Origin of the sequence: Leisingera sp. MMG026 (assembly GCF_021654205.1) — a bacterium.
GTDB lineage: Bacteria > Pseudomonadota > Alphaproteobacteria > Rhodobacterales > Rhodobacteraceae > Leisingera.
Genome location: NZ_JAKFZM010000018.1, coordinates 86,686 through 100,310 on the forward strand (window position 1 = coordinate 86,686; position 13,625 = coordinate 100,310).

The 13,625-nt window shown below is 63.9% G+C and carries 14 protein-coding genes; 6 read left to right on the forward strand and 8 right to left on the reverse strand.

Annotated features, from left to right (window positions below; translation table 11 throughout):
• Positions 1-65: 65 nt before the first annotated feature.
• Together L1069_RS11910 and L1069_RS11915 are read left to right on the forward strand one after the other, a co-directional pair.
• Positions 66-527, forward strand: a complete 462-nt coding sequence (locus L1069_RS11910; protein ID WP_129372072.1) for a carboxymuconolactone decarboxylase family protein — start codon at positions 66-68, stop codon at positions 525-527.
• Entirely contained in the window at positions 524-1,405 is an 882-nt protein-coding gene (locus L1069_RS11915; protein WP_237455824.1) for an RNA polymerase sigma factor SigJ, read from the forward strand. The genes L1069_RS11910 and L1069_RS11915 overlap by 4 nt, the downstream gene beginning before the upstream one ends.
• Before the next feature lie 132 nt (positions 1,406-1,537).
• On the opposite strand, the gene dapA is transcribed toward L1069_RS11915, so the two are convergent.
• Positions 1,538-2,410 (reverse strand): 4-hydroxy-tetrahydrodipicolinate synthase, encoded by an 873-nt coding sequence (dapA, locus tag L1069_RS11920; protein WP_237455825.1) that lies wholly within the window; start codon positions 2,408-2,410, stop codon positions 1,538-1,540.
• A 139-nt stretch (positions 2,411-2,549) separates the two neighbouring features.
• On the opposite strand from dapA, the gene L1069_RS11925 reads away from it, so the two are divergent.
• A complete protein-coding gene (locus L1069_RS11925) occupies positions 2,550-4,508 on the forward strand; it encodes a lytic transglycosylase domain-containing protein (protein WP_237455826.1) in 1,959 nt (652 codons plus the stop codon).
• Here L1069_RS11925 and L1069_RS11930 read toward each other — a convergent pair.
• Together L1069_RS11930 and mnmD are read right to left on the reverse strand one after the other, a co-directional pair.
• Positions 4,482-5,372: a DMT family transporter gene (locus L1069_RS11930; protein WP_237455827.1), complete on the reverse strand. Its 891-nt coding sequence runs from the start codon at positions 5,370-5,372 to the stop codon at positions 4,482-4,484. The two genes, L1069_RS11925 and L1069_RS11930, sit on opposite strands and share 27 nt — an antisense overlap.
• Positions 5,369-6,037 carry a tRNA (5-methylaminomethyl-2-thiouridine)(34)-methyltransferase MnmD gene (gene mnmD / locus L1069_RS11935; protein WP_237455828.1) on the reverse strand — a complete coding sequence of 223 codons (669 nt, stop codon included), beginning with the start codon at positions 6,035-6,037 and terminating at the stop codon, positions 5,369-5,371. Before mnmD ends, L1069_RS11930 begins: the two co-directional genes overlap by 4 nt.
• 58 nt (positions 6,038-6,095) lie before the next feature.
• Here mnmD and L1069_RS11940 point away from each other — a divergent pair, with 58 nt between their 5' ends.
• Positions 6,096-7,136, forward strand: a complete 1,041-nt coding sequence (locus L1069_RS11940) for an FAD-dependent oxidoreductase (protein ID WP_237455829.1) — start codon at positions 6,096-6,098, stop codon at positions 7,134-7,136.
• A 232-nt stretch (positions 7,137-7,368) separates the two neighbouring features.
• Here L1069_RS11940 and L1069_RS11945 read toward each other — a convergent pair whose 3' ends face one another.
• The 5 genes from L1069_RS11945 to L1069_RS11965 all read right to left on the reverse strand — a co-directional run bounded on the left by L1069_RS11945 (position 7,369) and on the right by L1069_RS11965 (position 11,570).
• Positions 7,369-8,190 (reverse strand): acyl dehydratase, encoded by an 822-nt coding sequence (locus L1069_RS11945; RefSeq protein ID WP_237455830.1) that lies wholly within the window; start codon positions 8,188-8,190, stop codon positions 7,369-7,371.
• 36 nt (positions 8,191-8,226) lie between these two features.
• A complete protein-coding gene (locus L1069_RS11950) occupies positions 8,227-8,769 on the reverse strand; it encodes an NADPH-dependent FMN reductase (protein ID WP_237455831.1) in 543 nt (180 codons plus the stop codon).
• 178 nt (positions 8,770-8,947) lie between these two features.
• Positions 8,948-9,607, reverse strand: coding sequence for an OmpA family protein (locus L1069_RS11955; RefSeq protein WP_129372080.1), 660 nt, complete (start codon positions 9,605-9,607; stop codon positions 8,948-8,950).
• A 134-nt stretch (positions 9,608-9,741) separates the two neighbouring features.
• Positions 9,742-10,431, reverse strand: coding sequence for a YafY family protein (locus tag L1069_RS11960; RefSeq protein WP_237455832.1), 690 nt, complete (start codon positions 10,429-10,431; stop codon positions 9,742-9,744).
• 269 nt (positions 10,432-10,700) lie between these two features.
• Positions 10,701-11,570, reverse strand: a complete 870-nt coding sequence (locus L1069_RS11965) for a bifunctional helix-turn-helix domain-containing protein/methylated-DNA--[protein]-cysteine S-methyltransferase (RefSeq protein WP_129372082.1) — start codon at positions 11,568-11,570, stop codon at positions 10,701-10,703.
• A 276-nt stretch (positions 11,571-11,846) separates the two neighbouring features.
• Here L1069_RS11965 and nth point away from each other — a divergent pair, with 276 nt between their 5' ends.
• Together nth and L1069_RS11975 are read left to right on the forward strand one after the other, a co-directional pair.
• Complete coding sequence (gene nth / locus L1069_RS11970; RefSeq protein WP_237455833.1) at positions 11,847-12,491, forward strand: endonuclease III; 645 nt, start codon at positions 11,847-11,849, stop codon at positions 12,489-12,491.
• A gap of 60 nt (positions 12,492-12,551) precedes the next feature.
• Positions 12,552-13,544, forward strand: a complete 993-nt coding sequence (locus L1069_RS11975) for an adenosine kinase (protein WP_237455834.1) — start codon at positions 12,552-12,554, stop codon at positions 13,542-13,544.
• The last annotated feature ends 81 nt before the right edge of the window (positions 13,545-13,625 follow it).

The window sequence follows — 13,625 nt, forward strand, 5'->3', positions numbered from 1 at the left end:
GGCATGTCACAAACGCCCCTGCTGTCTCGTCCTGTTCCTGAAGCCATCTGAAAAGGAACAGAATGATGACCCAGCGCCTTGATTACTTCGCAGCCGCCCCCGACTTGTTTCAGCCGATGCTGACGCTTGAAGCCACGCTCAAAGACAGCGGGCTGGAACACAGTCTGATTGAATTGGTGAAACTGCGGGCCTCGCAGATCAACGGCTGTGCTTACTGCATTCACATGCACACGCATGATATGCGCTCGAAAGGTGAGAGCGAAGACCGGATGCATCTGCTGAATGCCTGGCGGGAGTCCTCGCTTTACTCCGCACGGGAACAGGCCGCCCTGGCCTGGACCGAAGCCCTGACAAGGATTGAAGCCACTGCGGCGCCGGACGCGGATTATGATTTGGTCGCACAGCAGTTTTCCCCCCGTGAACAGGCGGCGCTGACACTGGTGGTTTCCACCATCAACGCCTGGAACCGGATTGCAATCGGCTTCCGCACCTCGCATCCTGCCGGACAGGAGGCAACTGCCGCGTGATTGCAAACCCCGAAACAGACGAAACCGATGCGTTTCTGAAAGCGCGGCCGCGATTATTTGCGGCCGCCTACCGGATGCTGGGCAGCGTAAGCGACGCCGAGGACATCCTGCAGGATGCCTTTTTGCGCTGGCAGGCAGCCCCGCAAACGCAGGTGCAGGATCCGACCGGATATCTGATACGGATCACCACGCGTCTGTGCCTGGACCAGCTGAAATCGGCCCGCGCCCGGCGCGAGACCTACCCTGGTGAATGGCTGCCCGAACCGATTCTGACAGAAGACGCGACCGAGCTTCTGGATCACGATGTCACCGTTGCCCTGCTGCTGGCGCTGGAGACCCTGTCGCCGCTGGAACGCGCCGCCTTTTTGCTGCACGATATCTTCGACAACGCCTATGAGGACATTTCCGCGGCGTTGAACCGAACCCCGGAGGCCTGCCGCCAGCTCGCGGCAAGGGCCCGGCGCAAGGTGCAGAAGCTTCGGCCGCATGCCCCCGCGGATCCGGACCAGGGACGCGATCTGACCGAAGCCTTTTTCCGCGCATCCAAGACCGGCGACACAGCGGCGCTGACCCGGCTGCTGACCCAGGAGGTTCAGCTGATCTCCGACGGCGGCGGCAAGGCAATGGCGGCTCTCAACCCGATCTACGGGCGGGACAAGGTGCTGCGGCTGCTTGAGGGGCTTGCCCGCAAATCCGGCCGCAGGACGCCGGACCGCTGGCGGTTCTGCCAGTTGAACGGCCAGCCGGCCATATTGAACTGGGCAGAGGACGGCATTCTGCAAGCAACAGCGCTGGAAATCCGGGATGGCCGGATTTCCCGGATCTACGTGACCCGCAATCCCGACAAGACGCGGCATCTGGCCAAAGCACTGGATTGAGCGGGAGAGAGGGGCCAGCCCCTCTTGCCCCTCAAGGGGCAATTCACCCCGGGGTATTGAAGACCAGAAAGAAGCAAACAGGGCGGCGCTCCATCGGAGGCCGCCCTTGATTTTGTGACAGTGACCCGAGACTTACAGCAGGCCGGCATGCCCCATGGCAGCGTCGATGGCGGCCTTGGTGCTATCTTCCAGCGTGGTCAGCGGCGAGCGGACCTCTTCGCCGCACATGCCGAGTTTCGACAGGCCGTATTTGGCACCAGCCAGGCCCGGCTCGATGAAGATCGCTTCATGCAGCGGCATCAGCTTGTCCTGATAGGCCAGCGCCGATGTGTAATCGCCCGCGAGGGTCGCGGCCTGGAATTCGGCGCAAAGTTTCGGCGCCACATTGGCGGTGACCGAAATGCACCCCACCCCGCCATGGGCGTTGAAGCCCAGCGCGGTGGCGTCTTCGCCGGACAGCTGCACAAATTCCGCACCGCAGGAGGCGCGCTGCTGGCTGACACGGGCGAGATCGCCGGTGGCATCCTTCACACCCGCAATGCGCGGCAGCTTGGCCAGCTCGCCCATAGTGGCCGGGGTCATGTCGACGATCGAACGGCCCGGAATGTTGTAGATGATGATCGGCAGATCCGCGCAGTCATGGGCTGCGGTAAAATGCTGCACCATCCCGCGCTGGGTCGGCTTGTTGTAATAGGGGGTCACAACCAGCGCCGCATCGGCGCCGGCCTTCTTGGCAAACTCGACGAATCGAATCATCTCGACGGTGTTATTGGAGCCGGCACCGGCAATCACCGGCACCCGGCCTGCTGCCGCCTTGACCGTTTCCGCAATGACCAGCTCGTGCTCGTCATGGGTCAGCGTCGGGCTTTCGCCGGTGGTGCCGACGGGCACAAGACCAGTGGAGCCTTCGGCAATCTGCCATTCCACCAAGCGTTTGAGCGCATCCAGATCCAGCTCGCCGTTCGAAAACGGGGTGACGAGTGCTGGCATAGAGCCTTTGAACATGGGCACGCTCCCTTTGCTGCAGGTGCAGGCGGCAATCCGCCGCCGTCAAGATATAGAATGCCGGGGATTTGAGTTGATACCGGCACGCCAATGAGTAACGTTCAAGCCTCTATCCCCGGACCGCTGGAAAATGCAAGAGATGACACGCATCCTGGCCCTTATTCTGCTAATCTCGGCGGCCCTTCCCGGGTCGCCTGCCTTGGCGCGCGGCCTTGGGTCCGCCCTGGATCTGATGCGGGCAGAGAAATGGGATCTGGCCGCCCGCGAAGCCGGGCAGCGGCACAGCACCGCCCGCGATATCATCGAATGGCACCGGCTGCGGGCCGGGCTGGGCTCGGCCCGCGACGTGATGGCGTTTCTGGAGCGGCGGCGGGATTGGCCTGGTCTTGCCTATCTGCGGCGCCGGAACGAGGATGCAATTGCGGCCGCCGGCCGCGATGCCATTCTGGCGTTTTACGCAGATGAACGCCCGCAGACCGCCGAAGGCGCGCTGAGCCTGGGCAAGGCGCTGATTGCCGCCGGGCGGCGCGGCGATGGCGAGGCGGAGATCGTTCTGGCCTGGCGCACCAAGGCAATGGGCAGCGCCATTCAAAAGGCATACCTGAGGGATTTTTCCAAGCTGCTGAAACCGCATCATACGGCGCGGCTGGACCGGCTGTTGTGGGAGGATCATCTGGTCAGTTCCAAACGGATGCTGCCACTGGTGCCCGAGGGCGAGCGCAAGCTGGCGGAGGCACGCATCGCCCTGCAGGAACGCGCGCCCGGAGTGGATGCCAAAATCGAGGCCGTTCCGGACCGGCTGAAGGGATCTGCAGGCCTTGCCTATGACCGGTTTGCCTGGCGCGACCGCAAGCGGCTGCAGGATGGCGCCATTCAGATGCTGATGGAACGCAGCACCAGTGCCGAAAAACTGGGCGAACCAGCCAAATGGCTGCGCCGCCGCCGCGATCTGGCGCGGCAAGTGATGCGGGACAAGGATTACGAACGCGCCTATCAGCTGGCCGCTTATCATTTCTCCTCACCCGAGGACGGTTATGGCTACTCGGACTGTGAATGGCTGGCGGGATATATCGCCCTGCAAAAACTGCGGGACCCGGAATTGGCCGCGGTGCATTTTCAGCGCTTCCTGGCCTCGGTCGAGACCCCGATTTCGATCGGACGCGGCGGCTATTGGCTGGGCCGCGCTTATGCGGCGATGGGCCAGCCGGACAAGGCGCATGAGGCCTATGCCAAGGGTGCGGAGTACCAGACGTCATTCTATGGGCTGCTGGCCGCCGAACAGCTGGGCCGCCCGTTTGATCCGGCGCTGGTGAAACCGGCTGACCTGCCGGACTGGAGCAAGGCCGGTTTTGCCAAATCCTCGGTCACCAGGGCCGGGCTCGAACTTCTGAAAGCTGGCGATCTGGCATTGGCCGAGCGTTTTTTCACCCATCTGGTCGAAACGCTGCCGCCGGTGCAGGCACGCCAGCTCGGGCAGATGGCGGTGGAGCTGAACCAGCCGCATCTGGCCGTGATGATCTCTAAACGCGCGGCCCGCGGCGGGGTGGAGCTGGAAGGCGCCTACTACCCGTTGCACCCGGTGGCCAAGCGGCAATTGCCGATGGCCGAGGAAATGACCCTGGCCATCGCCCGCCGCGAAAGCGAGTTCGACCCGGCGGTGATCAGCCATGCCGGCGCGCGCGGGCTGATGCAGGTGATGCCTGCCACAGCCAAACTGGTGGCCACCGAGCTGGGCATCCTGGCAGGCCACAAGACCTCCCGCCTGACCGCCGAATGGGATTACAACGCCAAGCTGGGGGCCAATTACCTGGCTGGGCTGGCCGGCAAATTCCGCGGTAATGTGGTGATGATGGCAGCAGGGTATAATGCCGGGCCGCACCGGCCCGCAGCGTGGATGCAGCGCTATGGCGATCCGCGCGAAGGCAGCCCGGATATCGTCGACTGGATCGAGCACATCCCGTTCAACGAGACCCGCAACTATGTAATGCGGGTTACTGAGAGCCTGCCGGTCTATCGCGCCCGGCTGGGCAAGGCGCCGCTGCCCGTCCCGTTCTCAGAGGAACTGCGCGGCTCAACCCTTCACGCGTTCGCGCCATAGGGTGAACAGGCCTGCCCCGATGATGATACCGGCGCCGATGGCGACATTGGTGCGGATCACCTCGCCGAACACGGCCATGCCCAGCGCCGCCGCCCAGATCAGGTGGAAATAGGCAAAAGGCTGCACCGCGCTGGCCTCGGCCATCTCGTAGCATTTGATCAGCAGCCAATGGCCGGTCACGCCGGACACGCACAGCAGCGCCATCCAGAACCAGTCGGTCTGGCTCATCGGTTCCCAGTACCAGATACCGATGGCGGTCATGAAGACCATGCCGGCAACCCCGGTCCAGAAGAAGCTGGTGGCGGTGCTGTCCTTGCGCGCCGCATAGCGGGTGACCAGACCGTAGACGGCAAACATCAGCGCCGAGATAAACGGGATGATTGCCGCGGGGTTGAACACCCCCATGCCCGGTTGCAGGATGATCAGCACGCCAATCAACCCGACGCCAATCGCCGCCCAGCGCCGCCAGCCGACGCTTTCGCCCAGCACCGGCCCGCTGAGGGCCGCCACCAGAAGCGGATAGCAGATGAACACCGCCTGGCTCTCAATCAGGCCAAGCACGGTAAAGCCGTAAACCGCCACGCAGATTTCACCGACCAGCAAAACACCGCGGAATATCTGCAGCCACAGCTGATCGGTCCCCGCCGCAGCCCGGATGCCGCCCGGCGCCCGTGCTGCCAGGAACATCACAAAGGCGGCAAAAAACCAGTAGCGTACCATCACCACCATGTAGGTATTGTAGGTGCCCGCCAGATGGCGCGAGATACCATCCTGCAATGCAAAGACAACCGTCGCGCCAATCATCAGCAGAATGCCCAGCGGCACGTTATTGGTCTGGGCCCGGGCCGGGGCTGCCTGTGTCATGGCTTCACTGCCTTTGTCATATGCCGCTTGCGCCCGTAACCGGGGATGCGGGTCACCTCGAATCCTGCGGCCTCCAGCCCGCGGCGCACAAAACCTGCCGCCGTGTAGGTCGCCGCCGAACCGCCCGGCGCGGTATGCGCCGCAACCTCGCCCATCAGTGCCTCTTCCCACAATTCGGGGTTCTTGGCCGGAGAGAACCCGTCCAGAAACCAGGCATCCGCCTGCCCTGTCCACTCCGCCAGCGACACGCGCGCGTCGCCGGCAATCACCTCCAGTTGCAGGCTGCCTAGATCACAGGTGCCAGTGCCTTGCCATTTCTCCAGAAACCGCGCGGCCCAGGGGGCAACCGCGGGGAAGGCCTCCAGCGCTTTGGCCATGTCGGCGGGCGCCATCGGGAAAGCCTCGAAACTGGTGAAGTGCAATGGCCCTGCCTGCCCTGCCGCCTCCCAGGCGCGCCAGACAGCCAGCATGTTCAAGCCGGTTCCGAACCCCAGTTCGGCAATGCGGAATCCGGGCGCAAAGCGCGCAGGCAGGTCGTTGCCGGCCAGAAACACATGCTCAGTTTCCGCCAGCCCGTCCTGAAGCGAGAAATAGGGATCATCGAACTGGTCCGACACCGGCACGGTGCCATCGCGCCAGCTGAGGCGGGCCTGCTGGTCTGCCATGCTATAATCCCCTAAGTGGTTGTCCGGAACGGCGCGACACTGGCGAAAGGATCCTCAAATGGCAATGGCAGATGTAACGGTGCGCGGGGCTGGCATATTCGGCCTGTCCATCGCCTGGATCTGCGCCCGGCGCGGCGCGCATGTGCAGATCGCGGACCCGTTCGGAGCAGGCGCCGGTTCCAGCGGTGGTCTTGTCGGTGCGCTGGCACCGCATGTGCCGGAGAACTGGAACGCCAAGAAGCAGTTTCAGCTGGAAAGCCTGCTGATGGCCGAAGGTTTCTGGGCCGGGGTCGAGGCGGCCGGCGGCGTCTCCGCAGGCTACGGCCGCACCGGGCGGCTGCAGCCGATCAATGACGCGCGCACGCTGGAACTTGCCCGTCAGCGCGAAATCACCGCCCGCGAGCTGTGGAAGGACGCCGCCGAATGGCGCGTCTGCAAGGCGGACAGCCTCGGCCCCTGGGTGCCGCCCAGCGCAACGGGCTATGTCACTCACGACACTCTCAGCGCCCGGATGCACCCCCGCCGCGCTTGTGCGGCACTGGTCTCTGCCCTTGCTGTGATGGGGGTCGAAGTGCAGCCGGAGGCCGCCGATCAGGGCAAGGTGGTCCACGCCAAAGGCTACGCCGGCCTGTTGGAGCTGAACGAGGCGTTCGGCAAAACTGTGGGCGGCGGCGTCAAGGGCCAGGCCGCGCTCCTGCGCTTTCACGAGGGCGCGGTGCCGCAGCTTTACGCCGACAGCCTGCACATCATTCCGCACGCCGACGGCACCCTGGCCATCGGTTCCACCAGCGAGCGTGAATTTGAGGACGGCAAGACGACCGACGCCCAGCTCGACGATATCGTCGAACGCGCCCGCACCGCGGTGCCGGTGCTGCACGGCGCCGAGGTGATCGAACGCTGGGCCGGCGTGCGCCCCCGCGCCAAGTCCCGCGCCCCGATGCTGGGTGCCTGGCCTGGACGCGACCGTCATTTCATCGCCAACGGGGGCTTCAAGATCGGCTTTGGCATGGCCCCCAAAGCGGCCCAAGTGATGGCCGATCTGCTGCTGGAGGATGCGGACAGCATCCCCGAAGGTTTCCGCGTCGAAAACAATCTCTGACCTGCGCGCGCCTCCTGCCCTTTGGCGGGTCAAGGGCGGCGCAGCCGTCGCGCGGCACGCGCGGTTCACCCTTGAGGCGTCAACGGGCAGTTCACAATTGAATTCGCGCCTTGAGGGGCAGCATTGCCCGTCAAGCGCTTCTCAGCAATATTCCCTGCGCTGCGCAGCAGCGCCACGCCCAAGCCGCTAATCTGCCCGGCAAGGGCAGCTTGGGGCGCGGGAGCCCCCCGTTTCAGCCTCTGGGCACTGCGACTGCGCTCATGCATTGCCGCCCGTCCGGGCCGCTCACCCACAGGTCCTGGCCATTGCAGCACAGGCTGGCGGTCTCGAAATGCATCAGCGGTGAAGACGCCCGGAAGGAAAACTCCGCCAGCGGTCCCATCAGTTCTTCCGCCAGCAGCATCAGATGCTGCGCCAGCAGCGGGCCGTGAACAACCAGCCCCGCGTAGCCCTCTGTTTCACGGGCATATTCCAGGTCATAGTGGATCCTGTGCCCATTGAAAGTCAGCGCAGAATACCGGAACAGCAGGGTCGAGTTGAACGAGATCTGCCGCACCTCTGTCTCATCAGTGCGGGCCGCAGGCGGCACCGGCTTGGGTGACGCCGGATCCGGGTCTTCGCGGTAGACCAGATCATGCCATTCCGTCAGGCACAGCGCCCCCTGCTGGCGGATCTCATGACGCAATGTGACCAGCCCCAACGGCCCGGTGCGGCCCGTTTTTTTCTCAGCTCTTTCCAGCACGGACGTTTTTTCTGCCGCAATCCCGGCCCGCAAGGGCGCCGCGAAGCGCAGCCGCCCGCCGGCCCACATCCGTCGCGGCAGGCCCATGTCCGGGATCAGACCAGCGCCGCCCACCTTAGGGTGGCCATCGCGGCCCAAATCCGTGGGCGGCAGCGGCTTCCAGAAGTAGAGCTGATGAAAAAACGGCGGCAGCACACTGCCCGCCGAGATGTCCATACGCCGTCCCAGCGCCGCCTGAAAGGCAGCCGCCCGGGCCGGGTCTATCATGTCCATAGAATGCTGCACGGGAGTGAAGGCCATATCACGTTTCATGCCGTCACCTTAACCCCGCGCTGCAGCAAGGCAAGCTCAGCGGTCCAGTTCACCGCGCAGCTTCAGCATCAGCTTGCTCAGCGTCGCCTCATAGTGACCGCTGGTCAGCCTGCCGGTCTCATCAAACTCCTTGCTGGATCCCGCCAGATGCACCCCCGGCCCAGTCAGGATCCGCGGCTGGAACGGCACCAGAAAACCGCGCAGAAGCGCCTGCGCCAGCTCGCCCCCGGCCCGGCCTGCCGCCGCCGACATCACCGCCACCGGCTTGTCCGCCCAGGGGTTGCCCTCGGTGCGGCTCACCCAATCGAGCGCATTTTTCAGCACGCCGGACGGGCCTTTGTTGTATTCCGGGGTAGAGATCGCCGCCGCATCCGCTGCCGCGATCTGATCCGCCAATAGCTGCACAGCAGGCGGGATGCCGTCCGCCGCTTCAGCGTCGCCGTCATACAGCGGCAGGTGCAGATCCGCCTCGACCACGGTCGCAGGCCCGAATACCCGCGCAGCTTCGGCCAGCAGTTTGCGGTTGGTGGCCTCGCGGCGCAGGGAGCCGGAAAGGGTGAGCAATACGGGATCAGCCATGGGGTATTCCTTCTGTTCGCGTCTCTGTTGCCCTCATCATGTATGAAGCAGCCCGTACCAGGGAACAGCAATCACCGCGCAGGCCCTGTGCAGCGTTACGTAAACCGGCACCCCCTGAAACGAACACAGCCCGCCCCCGGGAGGGGGCGGGCTGCCGAACATACAGTCAGGTGCCGGATCAGGCCGCCTGCGGGATCACCACCACCTCGACGCGGCGGTTGCGTGCTTTGCCGTCGGGCGTCAGGTTCGAGGCCACCGGCTGCTCTTCGCCGCGGCCGATGATGCGCATCCGGTGATAGGGCACCCCGCCGGCCTGGATCTGGCTGGCCACCGCATTGGCGCGGCGCTCGGACAGGCCCTGATTATAGCCGGCATCGCCATCGCTGTCGGTATGGCCAATCACCTGGATGGTGCTGTTGGGATAGCGCACCAGGCTGTCGGCCACTCGGCGCAGGTCGCCCTGCACAGCCGGCGCCACTGCGGCGCTGTCGGTGGCAAATGTCAGATCGTTCGGGAAGGACAGGATCAGCCGGTCGCCGGTGTTGACGATGGTGATATCGTCATTGGCCAGGGTCTGGCGCAGCTCGCGTTCCTGCGCGTCCAGCTGGTTGCCGATCACCCCGCCCGCAGTGGCCCCGACCAGTGCACCGGTCACCGCCCCCAGGCCGCGGTCAGAATCATTGGCAATAGCGCCGACGCCGGCGCCGATAATGCCGCCCAGGATCGCGCCCTGCTGGGTGTTGCTGCCCGGCGTGCCAACGGTTGCCGGATCGGTGCAGGCGCCCAGGCCCAGTGCTGCGGCAACAATACCTGCCGTGGTGAGTTTCATCTGCATCATCAAATTGCCTTCTGTTTTCTTAGTCCCGGGCAACGCCCGGCATTCCGAACGAATATCGGGGTGCGGCGCCGCCATCTCAAGTCAGGATCCGCAATCATGGGCGAAATACCGCGCAAAATCCGCCTAAGCCCTTGTTATGGAGCAAAGGCAAAGTCCCAGCTTTCCTGCTCCATCCACAGCTTGCGCAAGGCGCCGGCCTCTGGTGCAAAACTATCCTCCAGCAACTCCGCTGCCAGCATCCGGTCAGTGCGGAAATGCCGGAACCCGCCGCGCAGCTCGCACCAGGCAGCCAGCATGGTGCATTCAATGTGGTAGATCAGCGCCAGGGGGCGCAAGGTCCGGCGGCTTTCACCCCGCTCCGGGCTTAGATAGGTAAGGTGCAGCTTGCAGCTGTCCCGCACCGCCTGGCGCAGCAGCGCCTTGGACACACAGCCCAGTTCGGGATCATCCAGCGGTGCCCCCCAAGGAGCCACCTGCAACCAGTCGGCGGTGGCATGCACGTCCTTGATCTTGTGACTGACCCGTTCCGCGGCCTTTTGCAAGGCGCCGTCCCCCGTGCGCATCAGCATCGCCAGACCCACGTGCAGCGCTTCCAGCTCTTCTTCGTCAAAATTCAGTGGCGGCAGATCATAGCCTTTGCGCAGCATGTAACCGATCCCGGCCTCCCCCTCGACCGGGGTGCGCATCGCCTGCAAGGCAGAGATATCGCGGTAGATGGTGCGTTTGGAAACCTCCAGCTTCGCTGCCAGATCCTCGGCCCGCAGCGGGGCTGCGGCGGATCGCAGGATCTGGATGATTTCGAACAAGCGGCCAGTGCGCGGCATGGGCAGGCTCCTGTGACAGTCTGCTGACACCCTAGCACAATCCACTGACAACAGGCTGTCAGCAGTGGTCTGGTTTTCTGCACCTCCAAGAAGGAGACACAAAATGCTGACTTATGAATGGATTTCCATGATCACCCTGGGCAAAGACCGCTGGGACACGCAGCACCATCTGCCGAAACCTTATGAAGCGGAACGCGAAGCCGCCCGCCAGCGCCACGAAGCCCGGTTACCGGCCAAACCGTCACATCCGGGCCTGCTGCGGCGCCTGTTCAGCCGGCAGCGCGCATATCATCTGCCGCAGCCTCCTCGTCCCGCGCCGCCTCATAAGCAAGCATCGCGCGCTTGACCGGCAGGCCCCAGTGATAGCCGCCCAGCGCCCCGGATTTGCGCAGGGCCCGATGGCAGGGGATCAGCCAGCTGACCGGGTTCCGCCCGACGGCAGTTCCAACTGCACGCACTGCCTTTGGGGATCCGATTGCCTGCGCCAGCTCGGAATATGTGGTGACGTGACCTGACGGGATGCGCAGCAGCGCTTCCCAGACCTTGATCTGCAGCGGCGCGCCGATCATGTGCAGCGCGGTCTCGCCTTTTTGGGCAAATGCAGCCTCTGCCAGCGGGCGCAGGGCTGCGGGATCCTCGACGAATTCCGCCTGCTGCCACCGCGCGCGCATGTCCGCCATGGCTGGTTCCGCCCCGGTTTCGGCAGCAAACCCCAGCCCGCAGATGCCCTTTTCCGTGCCCATCACCAGCGCCAGGCCAAAGGGGCTGTCAAACCAGCCCCAAAAGATCCGCAGGCCATCCCCCTTGCGGGCATATTCGCCGGGGCTCATCGCCTCCCAGCGCAGGAACAGATCATGCAGCCGGCCGGACCCCGACAACCCCACAGCGTGCGAGGCCTCCAGCGTGGTGAACCGCTCGCGCAGCAGCGCCTTGGCATGGCCCAGCCGCAGATACTGCTGGTAGCGTTTGGGCGAAACACCGACCCAGGAGGAAAACAGCCGCTGAAAATGCGCCGGACTCATATCCATGCGGGCGGCCAGCTGCTCCAGCGTCAGATCCTCGCCGCCGTCGTCGATCAGCTCAATCGCCCGGCGCATGACGCCGTAATGATAGGTGTTTTCCCGTGTTTCGATATTCATCGGCCCAACCTGTTCTGACTTATGGACCAACTTACTACGCCCGCTCCGGCCGTTCGACCCGGAACTTGCGAAATCCCCTGCCCCGCGCGCTCGCTTGGAAAAGCGGGACCGGGGCGGCAATCACAGAAGTGCCGGGCCGAAAAAATTCTGTAAAATCCGCTGCCGCAAACGCAGCATTAAAAGCTGCCCGCCTGCTCTCTTACATGCCGCCGCAAACTGCCCCGGCACCGCAATTTCAATTGCTCTTTAAGGTCTGACCTGTACATAAGCGCTGCCATGGCAAAGCAACTCGACTATCATACGCTGCGCGAGATTTTCACGCGCTTCCAGGCAGCTGAGCCCGAACCCAAGGGCGAGCTGGAACATGTCAATGTCTACACGCTGGTGGTGGCAGTGGCGCTGTCGGCGCAGGCGACCGATGCCGGTGTGAACAAGGCAACCCGCGCGCTGTTCAAGATCGCCGATACCCCGCAAAAAATGCTGGATCTGGGGCTTGAAGGGCTGACCGAACACATCAAGACCATCGGCCTGTTCCGTCAGAAGGCCAAGAACGTGATGAAGCTCAGCCAGATCCTGGTTGATGACTACGGCGGCGAGGTGCCCAATTCCCGCGCCGCACTGCAATCGCTGCCGGGGGTGGGCCGCAAGACTGCCAATGTGGTGCTGAATATGTGGTGGAAACAGCCCGCACAAGCAGTGGATACCCATATCTTCCGCGTTGGCAACCGGTCCGGCATTGCCCCGGGCAAGGATGTGGACGCCGTCGAACGCGCGGTGGAGGATAACATCCCGGCGGATTTCCAGCAGCACGCCCACCATTGGCTGATCCTGCATGGCCGCTATCACTGCAAGGCACGCAAACCGATGTGCGGCAGCTGCCTGATCCGAGATCTGTGCATGTATGAAGACAAGAACCTATAAACCTTTGGCGCGGCATATTTTCCGAACCGGAACCGCTCCGGATTTTCCCGAGGAGGGACCATGACCAAAACCTATCAGCTCGTCGGTATCGGCAACGCCGTCGTCGATGTGATTGCACAATGCGAAGACAGTTTCCTGGCCGAACAGGGCATCGAAAAAGGCATCATGCAGCTGATCGAGCGCGACCGCTGCGAGGATCTTTATGCTGCGATGGGCAACCGGGTGCTGACCCCGGGCGGCTCGGTCGCTAATACCATTGCGGGCGCCGGCGCGCTGGGGCTGCAGGCCGCCTTTATCGGCCGGGTCCGCGGCGATGCGCTGGGACAATTCTATGCCGACGCGATGAACAACGAAGGCGTCGCCTTTGTGAACCCGCCGGTTACGGATGGCAAGCAGCCGACGTCACGGTCAATGATCTTTGTGTCGCCCGACGGTGAACGCTCAATGAACACTTATCTGGGGATTTCTTCCGAGCTGAGTTCGGAGGATGTTCCCGAAGACGCCGCCGGGAAGGCCAGGATCATGTTCCTGGAAGGCTATCTGTTCGACAAGGACAAGGGCAAGACCGCCTTCATGGAAGCGGCCCGCAAGTGCCGCGAGGGCGGCGGCCGGGTCGGCCTGTCGATTTCCGACCCGTTCTGCGTTGAACGGCACCGGGACAGCTTCCTGAACCTGATCGGCAACGAACTGGATTTTGTGATCGGCAACCAGGACGAAATTTGCGCGCTGTTTGAAACCGATGACCTGGAGGCCGCGATGGCATCGACCGCCGCAATCTGCCCGCTGGTGGTCTGCACCCGGTCCAGCGACGGGGTGACCGTGCTGAATGACGGCGTGCGCATCGACGTCCCGGTCGAAGCCATTGTGCCTGTCGATGCCACCGGCGCGGGCGACCAGTTTGCCGCCGGCTTCCTGTTCGGTATGGCCACTGGCCGCAGCCTGGAAGTCTGCGCCCGGATGGGCTGCATCTGTGCAGGCGAAGTGATCCGCCATATCGGCCCGCGCCCGGAAACCAATGTTCTGCACCTGCTGGAAGAAGCCGGACTGGCCTGAATTCAGCGGCGTTCTCCCGCCCGTCGAACCAGCACCTGACGGTGCAATTTCTCCCGTTGGGGGTGGGGGGGGGGGGGGGGG